This window comes from Kluyvera fluvialis (assembly GCF_059725275.1).
In genome coordinates, this window is the sequence record NZ_AP046142.1 from 4,462,312 (window position 1) to 4,484,234 (window position 21,923).

A 21,923-nucleotide genomic window follows, 5' to 3' on the forward strand; every position below is an offset into this window, starting at 1 on the left:
AGGGGATTTCTACTTTTAGTATCGCTGCTAGTTGCTGTCTTTGAATGAATAGCCTGTGTTGCTGAAACCGATGAGTCCCCGATGGAAATCGGCGAGCCGGAGAAAGGAAGACAAGGTCAGACCGCCAGGGATGGCGGGATGAGGCGAACCGAGACAGGATGTCGAGTTTCGCCGGGCCGCAGGCTGGAGTTCGCAGGCGAGCGTAGTGCGAAGCACCGATTTCCCTGCGGGGCCGAGGGGATTGTCAAGGGGGACTCGGCAGTCCCCCTTGGCCCGTTCACAGGAACAGAGGCGTCATGTTCTACAAAACATCTGGTGAACGGAATGTGGCGCTTAACTGGCAAGCATTACGGATAGATATCCGGCTTTTTTCGCATGGTGTTATTCAGTCAACGCCATTACGGACGGTCGTCATCTTTATGGTCAATCTGCCCTGGACGGTCGTCTTTACGCTGATATTCACCGTCAAAGGTCTGCCCGCCGCTCTCGCCTCCGGCAAAACCACCGCCAGGCATACGGCCAAAGTGCAGGTGCGGCATCAGTTTCAGCGTCAGGCGTTTTTGCACTGGCGGCAGCAACACCAGCAGCCCCAGGAAGTCCGTAAAGAAACCAGGCAACAGCAGTAACAAGCCAGCGAGGATCAGCGATACGCTTTTAATCATCTCTGCCGCAGGGCTTTCACCCGCCTGCATTTTCTGTTGCATCAGCACAAAATTCTTAAAGCCCTGGTTACGCACCAGCGACATACCAATTATCGAAGTGAAAATAACCAGCACTAACGTCAACAGGACGCCAAAGACATGGGCGACCTGGATAAAAATGGATATCTCAATGTAAACATAGAGAAATATGGCAATTAACGGTATCCAGCGCACTGGCCTCTCCTGTCATTAAATAACGCATTCGCAATGGCTCACGCGCCACCGCATTTTCATTAAATGGTGGTGAATTATTCTTTTTCAATCAGAGCTAGCTATATTTTTGTCAATGATAGTCAAGCGGTGATTTGTTTCACAAATCGATAATTCTTACGCACTTCGCCTGATAATAAGTGATCCAAATTACGGCAATCCGCTATCATCAGCATATGATCACGGACACCGGGCCGACTAAAGAAATAATCTGCGGTCAGAAAAGCGCATGACCACAAAAATCCTGCGTATTTGGTGAAATCATTGGCAGCTCGCAAAAAGAAGGTTCACATGCTAAACAACATTCGTATCGAAGAAGATCTGTTGGGTACAAGGGAAGTTCCTGCCGACGCTTATTACGGCGTCCATACTCTGAGAGCGATTGAAAACTTTTACATCAGTAACAGTAAAATCAGCGATATCCCAGAGTTTGTTCGTGGGATGGTTATGGTAAAAAAAGCAGCGGCCCTGGCGAACAAAGAACTACAAACGATTCCCAAAGGCGTCGCAAATGCCATCATTGCAGCATGTGATGAAGTCCTGAATAACGGCAAATGCATGGATCAATTCCCGGTTGACGTCTATCAGGGCGGCGCGGGGACATCTGTCAACATGAACACCAACGAGGTATTGGCAAACATCGGTCTGGAACTGATGGGCCATCAAAAAGGCGAATACCAGTACCTGAACCCGAACGACCACGTGAACAAGTGCCAGTCTACCAACGATGCCTATCCAACCGGCTTCCGCATCGCGGTATACACCTCTATCGTCAAACTGGTTGATGCCATCCATCAACTGGGTGAAGGCTTCCAGCGCAAAGCCACCGAATTCCAGGACATTCTGAAAATGGGCCGTACCCAGCTTCAGGACGCAGTACCGATGACCCTCGGACAGGAATTCCATGCCTTCAACGTGCTGTTGAATGAAGAGACTAAAAACCTGCTGCGCACAGCGGAGCTGCTGCTGGAAGTGAACCTCGGCGCCACCGCTATCGGTACGCGCCTGAACACGCCAGACGGCTACCAACAGCTGGCGGTGCAGAAACTGGCAGAAGTCAGCAACCTGGCGGTTGTTCCGGCGGAAGACCTGATTGAAGCAACTTCTGACTGCGGCGCTTACGTCATGGTTCACAGCTCGCTGAAACGTCTGGCTGTGAAGATGTCGAAGATCTGTAACGACCTCCGCCTGCTCTCCTCCGGCCCACGCGCGGGTCTGAATGAAATCAACCTGCCAGAATTGCAGGCCGGTTCATCTATCATGCCAGCCAAAGTGAACCCTGTAGTGCCAGAAGTCGTCAACCAGGTGTGCTTCAAAGTCATCGGCAACGACACTACCGTGACGATGGCATCAGAAGCCGGTCAGTTGCAGTTAAACGTGATGGAACCGGTTATCGGCCAGGCGCTGTTTGAGTCTATTCACATCCTGACCAACGCATGCTACAACCTGCTGGAAAAATGCATCGACGGCATCACCGCCAACAAAGAAGTGTGTGAAAGCTACGTCTACAACTCTATCGGTATCGTCACCTACCTGAACCCGTTCATCGGCCACCACAACGGCGATATCGTCGGTAAAATCTGTGCCGAAACCGGTAAGAGCGTGCGTGAAGTGGTACTGGAGCGAGGTCTGTTAACGGAAGCGGAGTTGGATGACATTTTCTCCCCGCAAAACCTGATGCACCCAGCGTACAAAGCGAAGCGTTATACCGATGAAAGCGAACAATAGTCTGTCAGACTAACGCCATTGAGGCATGTCATGATGACATGCCTTTTTTATTTCTATAATTCACAAAAATACAACAAATAAACATCAACCTGTTAAACAAGGAAGGCTAAAATGTTTGGAGCAGAACTGGTCATTGTGCTTCTTGCCATCTATCTGGGGGCGAGGCTCGGCGGCATCGGCATCGGCTTTGCCGGTGGCTTAGGCGTGCTGGTGTTAACGTTAATATTCCAGATAAAACCCGGCGCGATTCCGTTCGACGTTATTGAAATCATCATGGCGGTTATCGCGGCGATTGCTGCCATGCAAGTCGCAGGCGGGATGGATTATCTGGTCAGCCTTGCCGAACGAATGCTACGGCGACACCCTAAATACATCACCTTTCTGGCTCCGCTCGTCACCTGGTTTATGACCGTGTTGGCTGGCACAGGGCACACCGCATTTTCAACATTGCCAGTCATCACCGAAGTGGCTAAAGAGCAAGGCATTCGCCCTTCTCGCCCGCTTTCTATTGCCGTGGTCGCCTCACAAATTGCCATCACCGCCTCGCCGATTTCAGCGGCAGTGGTGTTTTTCGCCGGGATACTCGAACCGCTAGGCGTCAGCTACCTCACGCTGCTCGCAATATGCATTCCCGTGACGCTGATTGCCGTTCTGTTAACCGCTGTAGTATGTAACTTCCTCGGCTGTGAACTCAAAGACGACCCGGTGTATCAAGAGCGCCTGGCAAAAGGTGAAGTGAGCCTGCGCGGCAGCCAGGTGTTTGAGTTAAAACCTCATGCCAAACGCTCGGTGCTGTTTTTCCTGCTCGGGATTGTGGCAGTCATGTTCTACGCGACCGCAATCAGCGACACCGTAGGGCTGATTCAAAACCCGATTCTGCCGCGTAACGAAGCCATCGTCGTGTTTATGCTGACTATCGCCACCTTGATTTGCGTCACCTGCAAAATCGACACCGGTGAAATCCTCAACGCCAGCACGTTTAAGTCCGGTATGAGCGCCTGCGTATGCGTGCTGGGCGTCGCCTGGCTGGGCGATACCTTCGTAAAAGCCCACATTGCCGACATCCAGGCTATCGCCGGTGATCTGCTCAACAGCTACCCGTGGCTGCTAGCGGTGGTGCTGTTCTTTGCCGCCACACTGCTTTACTCCCAGGCGGCAACGACAAAAGCGTTAATGCCTGCCGCGCTGATGCTCGGCGTTTCACCGCTCACGGCGATTGCCTCGTTTGCAGCAGTTTCTGCGCTGTTCGTCCTGCCAACCTATCCAACGCTGCTGGCGGCGGTTGAAATGGACGACACCGGCTCAACCCGCATCGGCAAATATGTGTTTAACCATGCCTTCCTGATCCCCGGCGTTATCGCCATTACTCTGTGCGTCATCCTCGGGTTTATCTTCGGCGGCTTTATGCTGTGACCCGCGCTCGCATGTAAAATAGTTAAAAGTCGGGTCGCTCTGCGGCCCGATTCTCTCAACCCTCCGTAACCGTCATGCTATAGTGCCTCTTTTCATCGATACGAGGTTTACAATGAGCACTCCCGACACTGTTGTGGTTCTCTGTACTGCTCCGGATGAAGCCACCGCCCAAGATCTGGCGGCCAAGGTGCTGGCAGAAAAACTCGCCGCCTGCGCCACGCTTTTACCCGGCGCGACTTCGCTGTACTACTGGGAGGGGAAACTCGAACAGGAGTACGAAGTGCAGATGGTGTTTAAAACCAATCTCTCCCACCAACAGGCGCTACTGGACTGTCTGAAGTCTCATCACCCGTATCAAACGCCTGAATTGTTAGTGTTACCCGTTACTCACGTAGATGTTGATTATCTCTCATGGCTCAACGCATCCTTACGCTGATCCTGCTGCTATGCAGCACGTCGGCCTTTGCCGGGTTATTTGACGCACCCGGCCGCTCTAATTTTGTTCCCGCTGATCAAGCGTTTATCTTTGATTTTCAGCAAAACCAGCATGATGTAAACCTTAGTTGGCAGGTCAAAGACGGCTACTATCTGTATCGCAAACAGATAACCGTGCATCCCGCGAACGCCAGCATCGCGCCGTTGCAGTTACCGAGCGGCGAGTGGCATAACGATGAGTTTTACGGCAAAAGCGAAATTTATCGCCAGCACCTGACCGTGCCGGTAGCGCTCACGCAAGCCTCGCCTGGCGCGACGCTAACGGTAACCTACCAGGGCTGCGCCGACGCGGGCTTCTGCTACCCGCCGGAAACCAAAACCGTGCCGTTGAACACCGTCGCGGCTCAGGTGCAAACGCCTCCGCTCGCCGCAGGGGAGCACGCAGACCTTCCTTTCAGTGCGCTGTGGGCTTTGCTGATAGGCATTGGTATCGCCTTTACCCCTTGTGTACTGCCGATGTACCCGCTGATATCCGGCATTGTGCTCGGCGGTAAACAGCGGCTTTCTACCGCTCGCGCGCTGCTGCTGGCCTTTATCTACGTGCAAGGTATGGCGCTGACCTACACCGCACTGGGGCTGGTTGTCGCGGCAGCCGGAATGCAGTTCCAGGCGGCGCTCCAGCATCCGTACGTGCTCATTGGGCTATCGGCGGTGTTTATTCTGCTGGCGCTCTCGATGTTTGGTCTTTTTTCGCTCCAACTGCCGTCGTCGTTACAAACTCGCCTGACCTTAATGAGCAACCGTCAACAGGGCGGCTCAGCGGGCGGCGTATTGGCAATGGGCGCGATTGCCGGGCTTATCTGCTCGCCATGCACCACCGCTCCGCTCAGCGCCATTCTGCTGTACATCGCCCAAAGCGGTAACCTGTGGCTGGGCGGCGGCACGCTGTATTTGTACGCGCTCGGCATGGGCTTGCCGCTGATTCTGGTCACCGTGTTTGGCAACCGTCTGCTGCCGAAAAGCGGGCCGTGGATGGCGCACGTTAAAACGGCCTTTGGCTTTGTTATCCTCGCCCTGCCGGTGTTCTTGCTGGAGCGTATCATCGGCGACACGTGGGGATTACGGCTGTGGTCGATGTTGGGCGTGGCGTTCTTCGGTTGGGCATTTATCACCAGCCTGGGGCTGAAAAAGCCCTGGCAGCGCATCGGGCAAATTGTGCTGCTGGCGGCAGCGCTTATCAGCGTACGGCCACTACAGGACTGGGCTTTTGGCACTACCGTCGCGCAAGCGCCTCAGCACCTGAATTTCACCCGCATCACCAGCGTCGAAACGCTGAACCAAGCGCTGGCGAATGCTCGCGGCAAACCGGTAATGCTGGATTTGTACGCCGACTGGTGCGTGGCCTGCAAAGAGTTTGAGAAATACACGTTTAGCGCCGAATCCGTACAGCAAACGCTGAAAAACACGGTGCTATTACAAGCGGATGTCACCGCCAACAGTGCGCAGGACGCCGCACTGCTCAAGCATTTACAGGTTCTGGGGCTGCCTACGATCCTCTTCTTCGATGCCGAAGGGAACGAGCAGCCCGCCGCACGGGTGACAGGCTTTATGGATGCCGCCGCGTTCAGCGCACATTTGCGCAATCGCCAACCGTAGACAACACTTTTAGACGGAAAACCGTCGGCAACGGAGGAGAATACCGTGCAACGCGAAGACGTACTGGGGGAAGCCCTACAGCTCCTTGAACAAGAAGGGATCGCCAGCACCACGCTAGAAATGGTCGCCGCCCGCGTGGACAGACCGCTAGACGAGCTACGCCGTTTCTGGCCCGATAGCGAAGCATTGCTGTATGACGCGCTGCGCTATCTTAGCCAACAAGTGGAAATCTGGCGTCGCCAACTGATGCTGAACGACGAAATGACGCCAGAGCAAAAGCTGCTGGCGCGCTACACCGCATTAACCGAATGCGTCAGTAATAACCGCTATCCTGGCTGCCTGTTTATTGCGGCCTGCACCTTCTACCCGGACGCAGAGCACCCGATTCATCAGCTTGCCAATCAGCAAAAACAGGCGGCGTTCCACTTCAGCCATGAGCTGCTCACGCAGTTAGAAGTGGATGATCCGGCGATGGTTGCCAAGCAAATGGAGCTGGTGCTGGAAGGCTGTTTAAGCCGGATGCTGGTTAACCGCAGCCAGGTTGATGTCGATACCGCACACCGTCTGGCGGAAGATATCCTGCGCTTTGCCCAGTGTCGCCAGGGCGGCGCGCTGACCTAAGCAAGCACTCTCGCCCACACAAATGTGTGGGCGTAATGAACGCGGTAGCGATAAGATTTGCGCAAATATGACAAAAAAAGTGCAAATCGCCGCAAAGTTAAGCAGTTGAACGGTTTTCCCTGAAATTTGGTTGACTGCCGTAGGCGATTACGGTTTAATGCGCCTCGTTGCCCGGATAGCTCAGTCGGTAGAGCAGGGGATTGAAAATCCCCGTGTCCTTGGTTCGATTCCGAGTCCGGGCACCACTATTTAGTTTCATGACGTCTCTATGAGTCCTGAAACGTTAAAAAATCAGTTAGTTACAAAGAGCCTGGAGTATCTATAGATACTACCAGATTTTTTGACATCCATAGTTTTTGGGGGCTTAATTGGGGGCCCGTCGGTTCGATAAACTATGGAGCCCCCACTATGTCACTCACCGATACCGCCATCCGTAATGCAAAGCCGCTTGATAAATCCTGGAAGCTCAGCGATGCGCAGGGGTTATACCTGCTGATTAAACCCAACGGCTCTAAACTCTGGCAACTCAAGTACCGTTTTGGCGGTAAAGAGAAAAAGCTGGCGTTTGGCGCTTACCCTGCCGTAACACTTGCAAACGCACGTAAGATGCGCGAGGAAGCCCGCTCGGTATTGAGCGCAGGCAACGATCCCAGCGTGAAAAAGCAGCAGGAGAAGTTTGCCCGTAAAAGCGGCAACACTTTTGAAGATATCGCCCGTAAATGGGTAGCGGGTAATACCCGCTGGAATGAGGCCCATGCTGCCAAAGTCCTGCGCTCGCTGGAATTGCATGTTTTCCCATTAATCGGCAAATTCCCCGTCGCCGACCTGAAAACTGCCGATCTGCTAATCCCGCTGCGGGTAGCAGAAAGAAAAGGCACGCTGGAAACCGCCGCCCGCATCCAGCAGCGCACCACGGCAATCATGCGCTATGCAGTGCAGGAGGGGCTAATCGACAGCAATCCGGCTAACGATCTGACCGGAGCCATCGCGCCGCCGCCGAAAAACCACTACCCTGCCCTGCCCTGCCCTGCCCTGCCCTGCCACTGGAGAAAATACCGGAGATGTTGGGGCGTATCGAAGTCTATTCCGGCAGGCGCAGGGGAAGGATACAACTATTGGTTTATGGCGGCAATAAATCCTCTCAATCGCACTTTTCATGCAGTCAGAGTCTGGTAGTCGAGCGCGCACATCAGGTATAGTTAACTATATGATTTAACTATAGAGAAACGATTATGGATTTTTTAACAAGTACCTTTCTGTCAGGGTTACTTTATGATGGATTAAAGGTAGGAGCTACGATTAGCGCGGCTTGGCTGAAAGATTCTCTCAAAAACTGGATCATTGACGATAATATTGCCCAGATAATGGCAGATAAAGTCACTCAACTGGATATAAACGATGATCTCAGTGGAAAGGCCATAAAAACTCGGATTGATAACGATCCTGAGTTTCTAAAACTATTAATGGAAATTAAAACAGCGCCACGAACCATCACCCATATCAGTACACATCATGGTAATGGTGATATTGTGCATGGTGATAAAATCATTAATAGCTAAGAGTAAGGTCATCAGAAATGAATAACGAATTTCACCCTTCACATCACGGTTCTGGTGACATTGTCCTTGGCAATAAATTTATATACCCACCAGATCTTAATCCTGAAAATCTATACCCTATCGCAGAAGATATTTTCAGAATGATCCGTGATAATAATATTGCCTCAGCAAAGACTGTTATAGACACTATAAAAAAATTACCTGCCACACCTGTCGCAAAACAGTTTGTAGATGCATTAAATACAGCAATTCTTGCATCAGAAAATACTTTACCTTCTGATTTTAATGAACTGTATTCACTTACCAGAGAAGATGATTTATCGGACAAACTAAGAGATATTGTGTTTTCCGTTATTATGCTTATAGAGTTCAAAGATAATAATAATGAAAATGCGATAGCTATATATTCACAATCACCAAAGAAAAAATATTCACTCATGTTTTATCTTCAGTGCCTTGCAAATGAAGACGAAATCAACGAGTTCTGGAACCGGAACCGACCTCTAATTGGTGCGGATGAACTTTATGCAATATCTATAGGTATCAGCCGAGTAAAGAATCAAGCATCAGCAAAAAATTTTGCAACACTCTTAGTTAAAAAAGCACCAACACCTACAAATTCGATCCTTCTTAATTATATTACCGTACTGGAACTTACAGAAAAATATCATAATATAGATTTACTATCTCTGGATAAAGACGTCTATAACAAAATAATCAATTGTATTGATGATACGCTCTCATTCTCAGAAACATACCCAGACAATAAATGGTTGATTTACTCTTTAAGTAATTTAGTTATGTTGGTTAAAGCAAATCATTATCAACTTATTCAAACAATAATTAAATATAAAGATAAAATATCAGCCATTAGCCCATCTGTTACTGACTTTGTGGATCTGATATTCTCTATTAATGAAACAACACCTCTCACTTTACGGGACATTAAAGAAGATAATGAGTTAACATCAGGCTGCCTGATTGTATTACTAGAGGCCGCAGCAAAAGGATCGTATATTAAGGAGAATATAAAAAAGCTTATTCTGAATACTAATTTAAAGCAAGATGACCATATTAAAAATTTTCCTTTTAACTATCAACTCATATTGCTGAAAGCTAAGTTATTACTAAATAACAGTAATGACCACATTAATAGAAAAAGAATCAAAGAAGATCTTGCTATTTTCATTCCATTAGCACATAAAGATAAAAGTTCTCTTTCCGGTAATGGATTAGTTAATTTATGCGATGATCTACTCTGGCTGGATCTTGCTAAAGAGTGTTGTGATCTTCTCGAACCCCGTTTACCTGAAAATTTATGGCCGTCACGTTTAGTTATAGCCTATTTTGAATCACTTATTCGTGCAGAAAAACTAACTACACTGACAGAATATCTAAATATATTAGATAAAACATTATGGGATCACTACATATGGACCTTTCAAGCCAGAATATATATTGCATATGACAATTGGTCTCAGGCAATAATAGCGCTGGAAGAAGCCATTAAGAAAAATAATAATAACTCATACCCTTGGATTCTATTGATCCGCTGTACTTTAAAAATTGCTCCAGCTACAACCATTACTATTCTTGACAGAATACCGAAAACCGTTTTCTTATCTTTTGATGCTCATGTTTTGTCATTATTAGGACTTATCTCAGAAAAAATAGACCCCCATTTTTCAGAAAAAATCGTTGCCGAACAATTTATCAACTCACCTAAAGAATTTGCCCCTATTTTTTTAAAGATATATTTCTCTTCTTTAAACGGTCATAAAAATAAAAAAGCTAGCGAAATAAACACACAATATCCAAATAATATAATCAGGGCTATAAAATTAAGCCGTAATGGAGAGGAAGAAGAAAAGGTTATTGTTGATATAATGCCTGACCAAGAACAGGGAGCCCTATTGTCTGTTCACACTGAATACGGGGATCTCCTTGCTAATTTAGCGATAGGTGAGGAAGCTGTTTATGTCATGGATAGAATAAAAATAATCGAAGAACTAAATCCTTATCATGTTATATTCAGGTATGCACTAAATATTACTTCTGAAAAACCAGATATTAACTTCCCGATTAAACGAATTGAAGTTCCTTCAGATCCAGAATTATTGTTTAAAAAGATAAAAGAAGAATTTTCTCAATATGATCTTCCATCAAGAGAAGAACATATTATCAACTGTGAGAATGTACCTTTATATCTTAAAGCTAATGAACTTGAAAAAGGAAAGCCTGTAAAATCTATTTTGCAGCTACTAACCTCTCAGATAGTCAATAAATCTTTATCTTTCCCTGAAGGGGAAGTAGAGCATCCAGAAAAATTCATTACAGATATTCATGGCATCGTTTATTTCGCTTTAACTCGTGCAGACATAACATTATGCAAAAGCAAATACAAACTAGTAATTACAAATGAGACTAAAGCTTGTATTGATAATTGGTTAGCTGAAGTTGAAGATCCTTCTTACCTATCTATCGGTGTGCGTGATGATCATATTTTTAGGATAACCGCAGAAAACATTCAAAGCTCAACAGCATCCATTCGCGAAGCTCTGAATAACTTACTTAGTTACTGCGAAATTCACTCAGTTCCGGTAAATAATACGCCAGATACATTATTCAATGTAAAAGAGTTTTTAGACACATCAGTCTATTCTACTATTAAATATGTTCTGTTCACAAAAACGCCATATTTTATTATTGATGCCACCTTTAGTGCCTTGATAAAATCTTTAGATTCTGAAATAAAATTAGTAAATGCGATACTGTTCACATCCCATCTCCTGGAGCATCTACCGCAATCTATTAAATTAAACAATTTCCAATACCATGTAGAAACTTACCTTCCTATGCATATAAGCTGCAAGGATTGTATTGCATTGGCAAATTCAGATGATGAAAAAAATGTCGCTTTAGTAACCAAAATATTTCAGATGCACTCTAACCCATTTAATAACTTTAACAGTTTATGTTCATTTTTTACCCATGCTATTTCTTTACCATTATTTTTAGTTTATATCAATCATAATAAGGGAAGAAGACCCTTATCCCTGGACAATGCTATAATTGTATTATTCAATACTTGTTGCCAATGTATCATTAATGCCTCTGATGGACGTACCGCAGAAGAACGATTAGTAGCATTTACTAAGTCTATTCTTGAGGACCATATGTATCCTCAAGAATTTGTTTCATTTATTTTTTCAATATTCCGTTTATTTTCACAGGGTCATTTTCTTGATATCAATTATATGAATCTACTGGTGAATAATGCCGACACTACAACAGAATCACTCGAAAACGCCTCAGCTATAGGTAACTGTAGAACCTAATAAAAAATTAATTTATATAATAAATGAGACCAGAGATATAGCAGCTATATTACTAGCTGCTATATCTCACAAAATGTAGTTATAGGAAAACCATTAATAATTTACTTATATATTCCCAACATCACAAATCAGGAATAAACCCTTCCTCCCGCAGAACCTTAATCACCCCACGAATCAGATACGAGTTAGAAAACTTCGCCGTATAGGTACGCGCCCCTTCTTCTACTGGCTGGAGCAGTCCTCGTTCAATCAGCTTACCAAGCTGATAGGTCACCTGCGTCGGCTTCAGGTCAGGTAAAACGGCACGTAGATCGCCCGCTTTTATCGTCCCCAGCTCAACGGCACGTTTCAGAACCTTCGATTCCAGCGGGTTTATCAGCCCTCTCTCCGAGGAAAAATCTATAGCCGGATACAGGATCTTTTCGCTAAGGAAAGCGTGGTTTGTCAGTTGATCGACTTTCTTCAGCTCAGCGGAGATCCCCGAAAGGACATATAAGCACCATTCCTCAAGTCCCTGTTCCGTTCCCTTATCGGCTAACGAAAGCATGGAATAATAACGTTCACGAGCGTTACAGAATACCGCTGTCGGGTTAAGTACCCTGCCACCCGCCTGAACATTAAAACCATATTTGATAAGTAACGCATAGGTCAACAGCCTGACCGTACGGCCATTACCGTTGCCAAAGGGATGTATCCAGCCAAAGCGGTGATGCACCAGCGCAATCTTCATCAGATCATACTTTGGCTTGTCGGCTCGGTTAATAAAAGCGGTCAGTTCTGCCATATAATCAGCAACGCGGATATGATCCGGCGGTAAATGGTCAGACTGCGCGATGCTGACGTTATGTTGCCGGTATGCGCCGGGCGTTTTATCCCCTTCCTGTTGTAGCCCGGCAACCGCCAGGCTATGCAACTCGCGGATAAAATATTCCGTTATGTCGTCGCCATTGCTCAGATATTTGTCGATGTACTCCATCGCGGCTTCAATATTGTTGATTTCTTTAAGCTGGTCCGTCGAACTCTGCGTTCCTTCAACCTTGCTTTCTACATAGTCGGCAAGCGTGGTGTGGTTTCCCTCAATTCTTGCAGAGCCAAGACTCTCCAGCATGTGGAAAACGGCCTTCAACTGTGCAAACAGAATAGGGTGGACATCGGTTTCCAGCCGCAGATGCCGGAGTAACTCCAGTTCTGTCAGCGCATCGACTAATGGGGAGTCAAAGCTCGGGTTCAGAAGTGAGAGTTCAAAGTGATTAAATCGAGCCATGATGTTTAGTTATCTCAACTGGTGCATGACGATATCTCAAAAGTATAGCAAAAATACTAATAGAATCTATAAATTAGAAATATCACCATTTCTGAATATCTCAAAAACCATTGTTCCGACATATCAAATGTAAGTTTGAAAGATGTTCAACGCGGTGGGGGACGGGCTTTGATTGCATAGTGCAGTGTGGATTTTTTAGCGCCGCTATGTGTGGACCTTGAATCGTTATGTGTGGAGTTCCATCCGCTATATGTGGACCCCAGACCGTTATGTGTGGACCTGACTCCACACATAACCAGGCCCCTATTCGCCAAACGCCTTTTTCGTGATAACCATCACAAAAACAAAGCGATTTTTTATGGGGGCTTTAGTGGGGGCTCTGTTTGGTTGTTTCTTCAACAAAAACAATAATAAACAGCATATTAATCGCCGATATGATTCCGAGTCCGGCACCACTATTTAGAAAAACCAGCCTACGGGCTGGTTTTTTGCTTTCTGGGCTCGGTTGCCATCTGGCCTAAAAATACCAAAAAGTACTATCCATTCCGCTTTGTTCCCTTATCCATCACACCGCCTGGTTTACATAGCTACGAGAAGATCTAGTATTGTGGCGCACGTCGATATTATTTTACTGACGATTAAAGCAGTGATATGGAAAGCCCCATCATAAGTACATAGGCAATAGCTAATTGAACGCAGTTACGTTTAATAATTTCAAAAGGTGTCACACCGATAAATCCCGAAACAGCCAGAATAACACCAGAAATTGGTGAGAAACTTCGCCCCAGACTCGCTGCAAAATGTAAAGGTACCAGCATTTTGAAGACTGAGATCCCTGCCCCGCGTGCCACCTCTGCACTCAACGGTGCAAAAGCGTTAAATACGGTAGCCGTCCCCATAATTACCGAACCGAAGAAAATCAGCACACTAAAAAGTACAACCATCAGTATCGCATAATGCCCCTCGCTCGGAATAAAACTAAATAGAGTATCAATAAAACCTATTTTAATTATTCCTGCGACCAGTACCTGGGCGCATAGTAGAATCGAAACCACCGAGATAAACGACTGGCCCATTTGATCAAAGAGTCCAAGTACTTTATCCGTTGATTTCTTCAAATCGAATGTTCTGAAAGAATCTAAAATAAATGCAATAAAGAACGACAAAATAATAGCAGAGACGACATCAATCCTAAATCTCAGATACTCTGGGAAATATCCCTCGACCAGGCTGGAGAAGGTAAACAAAATAATCATCGGCACTACCGGTAACAATGCATAATATCCAGGAATCTGTGAATCAGAGGTTATAACCTGCTCAGTTTGCTGTTCATCTCCGCAACGCTCACCTTCTCTTTTATCCCAATATGCCTGCATAACCATATGAGACACACCAATAACAACAAACAGAATAGCAACGATCGGTATCTGTTTATCTACAAAGAAGGAGAAAAGGTCGTAGCCAGTAATTTCTGAAATCAAGACACTTCCTGAAGCCGATGGCCCATAGTCAATACAGATACCGGAAGCAATAACCGAAGCCACTGCGCCTTTAGAACATCCAATAGAACGCAGTACTGGATACAGCGTTGTTAGCATCAATAACGCTAACCCTGAAGGGCTTGAAATAAACAATGCCAGAATTTGCATCAAGATATAACAAAATCCCAAAAGTACATATTTGGCATTTATTTTCTTCAGTGGAATTATACAAATTTCAACTAGTTTTTGTGATGCACCAATATCATTCATATATCGAGAGAAACCGGCGATGACCATAATTATCAGGCCAAGCTTCGCAATGCTGTCAGAAAACAGATTTTTTATTTCGATAAAAATATCTAAGATTTTTGATCCCGATGAAGCTTTAGTAATCACAACCTCAGGAAAAAACAATGCGGTAATAATGAGTAAGCCGACCCCACCACAAAGAATCACCGCCTGGGCATAGTATTTTTTGGCAATACCAGCACTCACCATCACGATAACTAAAAAAGAAGTCAGCAATACAAATGCCTTGTCCCCAAAGGTCCATTTTACCCCCATTAAGGCAATTAACCCCAGAACAATAACGAACGCTACTCTGGCCTTTTTCAACATAGCATTTTGCATGATCAGCACCTGGATAGTTTGCATTTCCTTTAAGCTATACACTCATAACCTAAAAAACATGTGAAGCTAATCAAAAAATAAAAAAAGAGTAATAAATAGCCAAAAACCACATTTTCACTTTCTATTTTGTGTATATCATTAAAGAAATGAAGCTATAACCAATGAGGAACTATCAATGAGTACAGGTATGTTTGAATCGTGCATCACCGGACACTGGTTTAATGCCGATGCTAAAGCGCTGTGGTCAGATACTGCAACGATACAGTCATGGCTTGACGTTGAAGCCGCACTGGCTCAGGCGCAGGCAAAACTGGATATGATCCCGCAGGATAGCGCGGACTGTATTTCACGGTCAGCGAACGTAGAATCCCTCGATATTGAAGCTATCAAGAATGGGATACGGCAGACTTGCCATCCCTTCGTTCCCGTCCTTAAAGAGTTTGAGCGTATCTGCGGTAAAGAGGCCGCGAAATATATTCATTGGGGAGCCACGACGCAGAATATTTTCGATACGGGTGCAGTATTACAGCTTCGTGCTAGCCATCGCATGATTTCTGACTTTCTTAATAAGACATTGGCGTCACTTAAGGCGCTGGCATCGGACTCAAAAGAGTATGTCCAGGCCGGACGAACTCATGGCCAGCACGCACTCCCCATTACATTTGGCTTTAAAGTTGCAGGCTGGTATGCCGAACTACATCGTATTGAAAACAGACTTTCCGATGCGGCAAAAGAGGCGTTTATGGTCAGCATGGGCGGCGCAGTCGGCACATTTTCGGCAATGGAAGGGAAAGGCCGAGAAGTGCAGGAAGGGATGGCTAATTTACTCGGACTGGCCTCTAATCCCGTACCGGTAAGAACATCTTATGACACCATTGCGCATTATGTTTCTGTTCTTGGTCAGTTAGCGGCCTTCGCAGAAAAAGTGGCGGAAGAGTTTATTTTCCTGCAACGCACTGAAATTGCAGAACTGGAGGAAAGCTTCCACCACGGTAAAGTGGGTAGCTCAACAATGGCCCAAAAGAGGAACCCACAGAATGCTCAAAACCTGGTTGGGCTTGCTCAGCTAATGCGTATACGCGTTCCCGCTGCTCTGCTTTCGATGATTAGAATGAATGAAGGGGATGCAGCTGAAAGTAACGTGATGGATGTCACCCTCCCGGAGGCTGCAATTATCTCGGTATCCATTAGCGAGAATTTGCTGAACCTGATTTCAGGTGTAAATATTTACCCAGAGAAAATGCTGGAAAATATTCGCCTGACCAAAGGGCTTATTCTTTCTGAATCAATTATGATGGCGCTAGCTCAGACTACCGGTCGTTCAGAGGCCCACCATATACTTTATGAAGCGGCAATGTCGTCTGTTGAAAATAAATTACCATTCTCCGACTGCATTCGCCATCAGCTGAATAAAGACAATCTTAATATATCTGTCGATATCGACAAACTCCTCGATGAAACCAGCTATATTGGAGAGGCAGTCAGATGCGTAGATTATGTGCTGGAAAAGTATAAACATTAATCGCTATAAAGCTCGATAATATTATCGAGCTTTATTATTCCCGGTAAGTCAGGCTCTAAACTCTTTAGCCTGCGCCGTAATAAATTCGATATAATCCATGCAGTAAGGATTAACACCATTCATCAATGAGAAAAACATCATTTCATCATAAATGTCGATATCTATATCTTTAACGATAACATGCTCTGGAATGTATTTCTTTAGAGGAAAATCTGGCGTCAGGCACAGCCCAAGGTTTTCACTCACAAAACTCATCGCAATAAGAGAATCAGAAACTTCAGCAACCACTTGTGTCTCTATCCCTGCTGCTGAAAATGCCTTCTTAATCTTCGAGGAAAGAATATTTCTCGGCGTATACATAATCACATTTCTGTAATTGAAATCTTCCAGCTTAAGACTTTCTTTTTTGGCCAGCTCATTATTTTTATGCATCAGACAAACAATTTTCGCCTTTATGATAGGATGCACTGACAGCTCTGAAACTCGGTTATTTATATCGGCATTACCCAGAGCAATGTCTGCTCGCCCTTCTCTAATTTCATTAAGCATATCCACCGAGTTTACGACAGAAAAACTTACCTTCACGCCATTTTTTTCTTTGAGATAACGCGCAGTTAGTGGCGCAAGAAAAGAATATGCAATGGTCGGCGTGGTGATCACTCTAATGGTTTGAGCTGCATGATGTGTCCAGTTATTCTCATCAATTCTTTGCAATGAGGAGAAAATATTTAATATCTCTTCATAGAAAAAGAGCGCTTCCTTGGTCGGCGTAATGCGCCCTTTCTCCCTGATGAACAGGACTTTCCCAGATTTCTCTTCAACACTGGCAATCGCTTTACTGACAGCCGGTTGACTGATCCCCAGATGCTCTGCCGCCTGGGTAGCAGACCCCTTCTCTATCAATGCCTTAATAATTTCAAAGTCCCTGAACGATGCCCAGCGAACCGATAAATTTTTTTTCATGCATTATTCCTACAGCGCAGAGCATTTGTCGAATCCCGGCCACGGTTCATAAGCCTGGCTGGATAAAGTCGTAATACTCATCATCTCTATTTACGTCATACCTGACTTCACCATTATGTGAGAGTCTACCAGAGATGCATAAGCGCGTTGAGATTTTCAGCAATGCGTCCATCCCGCCACTGGGTGCTTTCACTCTTCAGGCTCTGATAAATCCCGCTGTTAACCCTTCTAACACCTAACCAGAGGCGGCTGTACATTTTTGACATAGATCAACCAATCTATACCTATCATACCCACACCGCTTAATTTTTGCTTTTTTTGGTCGCTTTTGTTCTTTCCAATATTTCTATGGAAAGAAATTGAATAATGAAACGCTACAACACCAACAGAATAACCATTATTGCCTTTTCAGCAATACTTCTCCCATTCTTATTAATATGTGTATTTACATATGCATACACCAATAAGTATATTGAAAATTCGTTTGTTAAAACAATGGTTCGCTTCACCGAGAATGAATCGACTAACAGCATTGAATATTCCAGAGATAATATTGCGATGTTGTTCCTGCCGATCTTAAAAAACGTTAATAAGGAAAATCTCAACGCCTATCTCAACGGCGAGAACCAAGAGCTGGAAAGAATCGCCAACACCATTGTCAATTCCACTCCGGCGTTCCGCAATATCACTATCTCAGACGCATCTGGTAAATCAGTTACCTATCCGTTTAGAGTCAGACCAGAAGGCTACAACGTCTTAACTCGCCCGTGGTATCCGAAGGAAACAGAGAAAAATAATGTCATTTTCTCTACACCTTACGTCACTAACGAGAAAAATAAAAAGGATAAAAAAGCCGTTACCGTCAGCATGGGCATCCTGAGCGAAGAGCTGGAGATTATCGGCAATATCGCCTTTGACCTTGATTTAAACGCGATGTCTTCGATGCTGGAAAACATCAATGCACCGTATGCCGGGCGGTTTCGCATCGTATCGCATGATGGCCTCGTGCTCTTAAGCAACAATAAAAGTGAAATTTTAACCCGCCAAATCCCTGACTCATGGCTGAAAGAAATCGAGAATAACAACGAAAACTTCTACGATGAAGCCACCGAAACCTATGTGTTCTACAAAAAATTCAATAACCCAGACTGGGTTGCTATCTCTTATGTGAAAAAAAGCGACGTTGAGAGTGAAATAAATAGTTTCCTTCAAAGCTTTATTATCGTTCTCTTTATTTGTCTAAGCCTGTACCTCACCTTTGTTGTTCTGTTCAGACTGTATCTTGGTCAAATGCTTTCCGTATTTTTGATGGAAGTCAAAGGTATTAATGTCGATGAAACCAAACCTAATTTTGAAGTGCTGTATAAAAACATCAAAGACAATAATACTGAACTCCAGACAGTCAAGCATGATTCAGAAACCGACGCCTTAACGCAGGTCTATAACCGTAAAAAACTGAATGAAGATCTTGCCGCGCTGATAGAAATGAACGATCCGTTCTCATTTACCATTATTGATATTGATAACTTCAAAGTCATCAACGATACCTTTGGTCATGATGCTGGAGATGGCGTGCTGAAATTTGTCAGTAAAGCCGGTAGCCAGGTGATGGGCGATGACTATCACCTCTACCGTTTTGGCGGTGAAGAGTTGGTGGTTCTGTTCCCCGGCAATGATTATGAGGAACATTTCCAGTTAGTGGAGACATGGCGCAAAATCGTCAGCCACAGAACCTGGCGCGAAAGCCCGATGCGGGTGACATTCAGCGCCGGTATCACTATCTGGCAGCCTGGCGACACCGCCGAACATATCCTGAAAACCGCCGATATGCTGCTGTATAAAGCCAAACACGCGGGCAAGAATCAGGTGATGGGAAGCTCGAACTAACCCACACGCTGGCCCATAACAGAAAGGCTCCTCATGCAAACGCCGAGGAGCCTTTATTATTTTTCGGGGCTTAGATAGCCACGCTTCCCCACACCAGCTTGCCTTTATGGAACGTGGCGCTGCGCGGCGAAATACGTGCGACCGCTTGTGCAGAGCACGAGGCGTCCACCAGCACAAAACTGGCGTCATCCTGCGCTTTCGGCCAAACCCGCTCACCTTTGCCGTTCAGCGGTAGGACATTGCCCGTCGCGAGGAATAACGAGCGCGAGAGATTTTGCTCGTTAGGGCGGATATAAAGCTGTGCATACAGATTGGCTTTCTCCAGCATGTCGCCGAGGCCGTACGGCGACCAGTGGTCGATAACGCTGTCAGTCCCCGTCATCACCACCACGCCCTTATCATGTAGCTGTTTTAGTGGCATATGCAGCGTGCCAATCGGTACCGTCGAGGCAATAGAAATTTGCTGCGCCACCATCCTTGTTGCTATCTCATCCACCTGCTGTTCATTGAGCGTCGCCAGCGCAAAAGCATGGCTGATGGTCAGTTTGCCCTTCAGCGCGGGCGTTTTCTCCACCGTCTCAACCATATAATTCACCGCAGCCACGCCCGCTGGGCTGGTTTCATGCAGGTGAATATCCACGCCTTTGTTGTAGTCCAGCGCTATCTGGAACATGGTATCGAGCGATTTTTCCATCGCCCCATCAACGTTGGTAGGGTCAAGCCCGCCAACATAGTGCGCTCCGGCCTGCATCGCTTCACGCATCAGCGGTTCAGATTTCGATAACAGCAGACCATGCTGTGGGAAGGCGACGATTTCACAGTCGAAACCTGGCTTGCGGCGCGCCAGCACCGCCTGCAAGTTTTCGAGGTTTTTCAGTCCAGAAACCGGCTCAATATTGCAGTGGCTACGCGCCGTGGTCGTCCCTTTCGACTGCAACAGGTCAATCAGTTTTTCGGCGCGTTCCTGGGTATACGGTTGCAGTTCCGGCAACATCTTCTGCTCTAGCCGAATCATATCCTGGATGGTGGTTCCCGCAGGGCGATTGAGCGAGCGCCACGGGCCACCGTAAAAAGTTTTATCCAGGTGGATATGCATATCGCGCGTGGCTGGCAGCATCAGTTTACCGCCCGCATCGTAGTGCGGCAGAGTCGCATCCGGGTGGCTCTTATTATCACGCAGGGCGACAATTTTGCCATTGGCTATCTCTACGGTTTGCAGCGCCGTACGGGTATGCACGACCACCGCACCGTCGTAGTCAAAGCCCGCTTCAAGCAGCACGTTATCGAGGTAATAATGGGTGTCGTTAATGGTCATAGCCCCTTTCGCTTCGCAGGTTTGCGTCCCGGAAGCAGCATACGCGACCGGCGCGGCTGCGCCAAACAGCGCGGCAGCGGTCGCGATTTTGCCGCTCTGGCTGAGAAACTCACGGCGGCTTTTGTTTTCCTTCATCACGCTTTCCTTTCTGAATGGATGATATGAGTGCCTGTTTCCCCCCGCAGCGCGGCGGATAAGCATTCCGGGGTAGTGATAATCACCCGTTTGCCGCCGTGTTGCAGAAACGCCAGGCTGGCGACAATTTTTGGCAGCATACTGCCCGGCGGGAAGTGCCCTTCCTGCATGTAACGCGTCATCGTCGGGATATCAACGCAGTCCAGCGCCTGCTGTTGTGGTTTGCCAAAGTGGATACAAACTTTTTCAACGCCAGTGGTGATAACCAAAATGTCGGCGTGAATCTCACGCGCCAGCAGCGCGGTGGAGAGGTCTTTATCGATAACCGCATCCACACTCTGATAATCGCCCTGCTCGCTGCGCACCACCGGAATGCCGCCACCGCCTGCGCCAATCACCACAAAGCCTTGCTGCGTCAACGCTTTAATCGCCTCCGCTTCCACAATACGCTGCGGTTCCGGCGAGGCTACCACGCGGCGATAACCGCGCCCGGAGTCTTCAACAAAGCGCCAGCCAGGGTTTAGCCGTTGCAGTTCATCACGCTCGGCGGCGCTGAAAAAAGCGCCGATAGGTTTACTGGGATGGGCAAAACCGGGGTCGTTTTTATCCACTTCCACCTGCGTCACCACGGTGACTGCTTTTTTCTGGCCATACTTCGCCAGCCGGTTATTTAATGCCTGTTGGATCAGATAACCGATGCCACCCTGAGTGTCAGCCACGCAGTTTGCCAGCGGCGTTAGCGGCAGCCCTTCGCGTTCATGGGCAATCTCCGCCCGCCGTAAATCCAGCCCGACCTGCGGCCCATTGCCGTGAGTCAGCACAATATCGTAGTCCGATGCCAGCATTTCCAGCACCGTTTCCGCCACGGCTTTTACCGCCTCCGTCTGATGTTCAATCGACTGGCTGGCGTTGTCTTTAATAATGCTATTGCCACCAATGGCAACGACCACAAGTTCTTTCATCGCGTTGGTATCCGGTACAGGAGGTGATGAGGTTATTGTTGTTTTTTAACGTGATTGCCTGCTGGCGGCGAACGCCTTATCCGGCGAGATAAGGCGTTGCCAT

The 21,923-nt window shown here is 46.7% G+C and carries 16 protein-coding genes and 1 tRNA gene; 11 read left to right on the forward strand and 6 right to left on the reverse strand.

Annotated features, from left to right (window positions below; translation table 11 throughout):
• Nucleotides 1-398: 398 nt before the first annotated feature.
• Entirely contained in the window at nucleotides 399-875 is a 477-nt protein-coding gene (locus AC6I4B_RS21140) for an FxsA family protein (RefSeq protein WP_497767948.1), read from the reverse strand.
• Nucleotides 876-1,202: 327 nt separating this feature from the next.
• Here AC6I4B_RS21140 and aspA point away from each other — a divergent pair, with 327 nt between their 5' ends.
• The 9 genes from aspA to gapS6b all read left to right on the forward strand — a co-directional run bounded on the left by aspA (nucleotide 1,203) and on the right by gapS6b (nucleotide 11,661).
• Entirely contained in the window at nucleotides 1,203-2,639 is a 1,437-nt protein-coding gene (gene aspA / locus AC6I4B_RS21145; RefSeq protein WP_497767949.1) for an aspartate ammonia-lyase, read from the forward strand.
• A gap of 111 nt (nucleotides 2,640-2,750) precedes the next feature.
• Nucleotides 2,751-4,052, forward strand: a complete 1,302-nt coding sequence (locus AC6I4B_RS21150) for an anaerobic C4-dicarboxylate transporter (RefSeq protein WP_497767951.1) — start codon at nucleotides 2,751-2,753, stop codon at nucleotides 4,050-4,052.
• Between the two features lie 112 nt (nucleotides 4,053-4,164).
• The gene (cutA, locus tag AC6I4B_RS21155) at nucleotides 4,165-4,488 is read left to right on the forward strand and encodes a divalent cation tolerance protein CutA (protein ID WP_497767952.1); all 324 of its coding nucleotides are present in this window, start codon (nucleotides 4,165-4,167) and stop codon (nucleotides 4,486-4,488) included.
• Complete coding sequence (locus tag AC6I4B_RS21160) at nucleotides 4,464-6,143, forward strand: protein-disulfide reductase DsbD (RefSeq protein WP_497767954.1); 1,680 nt, start codon at nucleotides 4,464-4,466, stop codon at nucleotides 6,141-6,143. Before cutA ends, AC6I4B_RS21160 begins: the two co-directional genes overlap by 25 nt.
• Before the next feature lie 45 nt (nucleotides 6,144-6,188).
• Nucleotides 6,189-6,764 carry a transcriptional regulator gene (locus AC6I4B_RS21165; protein WP_497767955.1) on the forward strand — a complete coding sequence of 192 codons (576 nt, stop codon included), beginning with the start codon at nucleotides 6,189-6,191 and terminating at the stop codon, nucleotides 6,762-6,764.
• Nucleotides 6,765-6,933: 169 nt separating this feature from the next.
• Nucleotides 6,934-7,009 (forward strand) — tRNA-Phe (locus tag AC6I4B_RS21170).
• A gap of 163 nt (nucleotides 7,010-7,172) precedes the next feature.
• Nucleotides 7,173-7,940 (forward strand): tyrosine-type recombinase/integrase, encoded by a 768-nt coding sequence (locus AC6I4B_RS21175; RefSeq protein WP_497767957.1) that lies wholly within the window; start codon nucleotides 7,173-7,175, stop codon nucleotides 7,938-7,940.
• A 56-nt stretch (nucleotides 7,941-7,996) separates the two neighbouring features.
• The gene (gene gapS6a / locus AC6I4B_RS21180; protein ID WP_497767959.1) at nucleotides 7,997-8,323 is read left to right on the forward strand and encodes a GapS6a family protein; all 327 of its coding nucleotides are present in this window, start codon (nucleotides 7,997-7,999) and stop codon (nucleotides 8,321-8,323) included.
• A 17-nt stretch (nucleotides 8,324-8,340) separates the two neighbouring features.
• Nucleotides 8,341-11,661, forward strand: coding sequence for a GapS6b family protein (gene gapS6b, locus AC6I4B_RS21185; RefSeq protein ID WP_497767960.1), 3,321 nt, complete (start codon nucleotides 8,341-8,343; stop codon nucleotides 11,659-11,661).
• Between the two features lie 121 nt (nucleotides 11,662-11,782).
• Here the strand turns inward: gapS6b and AC6I4B_RS21190 are convergent, their stop codons facing one another.
• Together AC6I4B_RS21190 and dcuC are read right to left on the reverse strand one after the other, a co-directional pair.
• On the reverse strand, nucleotides 11,783-12,925 hold the full coding sequence (locus AC6I4B_RS21190; protein WP_497767962.1) for a Fic family protein: 1,143 nt from the start codon (nucleotides 12,923-12,925) through the stop codon (nucleotides 11,783-11,785).
• Between the two features lie 638 nt (nucleotides 12,926-13,563).
• Entirely contained in the window at nucleotides 13,564-15,036 is a 1,473-nt protein-coding gene (gene dcuC, locus AC6I4B_RS21195) for a C4-dicarboxylate transporter DcuC (RefSeq protein WP_497767963.1), read from the reverse strand.
• 175 nt (nucleotides 15,037-15,211) lie between these two features.
• Here dcuC and AC6I4B_RS21200 point away from each other — a divergent pair, with 175 nt between their 5' ends.
• Nucleotides 15,212-16,558 (forward strand): class-II fumarase/aspartase family protein, encoded by a 1,347-nt coding sequence (locus tag AC6I4B_RS21200; RefSeq protein ID WP_497767965.1) that lies wholly within the window; start codon nucleotides 15,212-15,214, stop codon nucleotides 16,556-16,558.
• Between the two features lie 48 nt (nucleotides 16,559-16,606).
• Here AC6I4B_RS21200 and AC6I4B_RS21205 read toward each other — a convergent pair whose 3' ends face one another.
• A complete protein-coding gene (locus AC6I4B_RS21205; protein ID WP_497767966.1) occupies nucleotides 16,607-17,521 on the reverse strand; it encodes a LysR family transcriptional regulator in 915 nt (304 codons plus the stop codon).
• Between the two features lie 495 nt (nucleotides 17,522-18,016).
• Between AC6I4B_RS21205 and AC6I4B_RS21210 the strand changes: the two genes are divergently transcribed.
• Nucleotides 18,017-19,408 (forward strand): sensor domain-containing diguanylate cyclase, encoded by a 1,392-nt coding sequence (locus AC6I4B_RS21210; protein ID WP_497767968.1) that lies wholly within the window; start codon nucleotides 18,017-18,019, stop codon nucleotides 19,406-19,408.
• Nucleotides 19,409-19,478: 70 nt separating this feature from the next.
• Here AC6I4B_RS21210 and AC6I4B_RS21215 read toward each other — a convergent pair whose 3' ends face one another.
• Together AC6I4B_RS21215 and AC6I4B_RS21220 are read right to left on the reverse strand one after the other, a co-directional pair.
• Nucleotides 19,479-20,858 carry an amidohydrolase family protein gene (locus AC6I4B_RS21215; protein ID WP_497767969.1) on the reverse strand — a complete coding sequence of 460 codons (1,380 nt, stop codon included), beginning with the start codon at nucleotides 20,856-20,858 and terminating at the stop codon, nucleotides 19,479-19,481.
• The gene (locus tag AC6I4B_RS21220) at nucleotides 20,858-21,820 is read right to left on the reverse strand and encodes a carbamate kinase family protein (protein ID WP_497767971.1); all 963 of its coding nucleotides are present in this window, start codon (nucleotides 21,818-21,820) and stop codon (nucleotides 20,858-20,860) included. The genes AC6I4B_RS21215 and AC6I4B_RS21220 overlap by 1 nt, the downstream gene beginning before the upstream one ends.
• Nucleotides 21,821-21,923 lie beyond the last annotated feature (103 nt).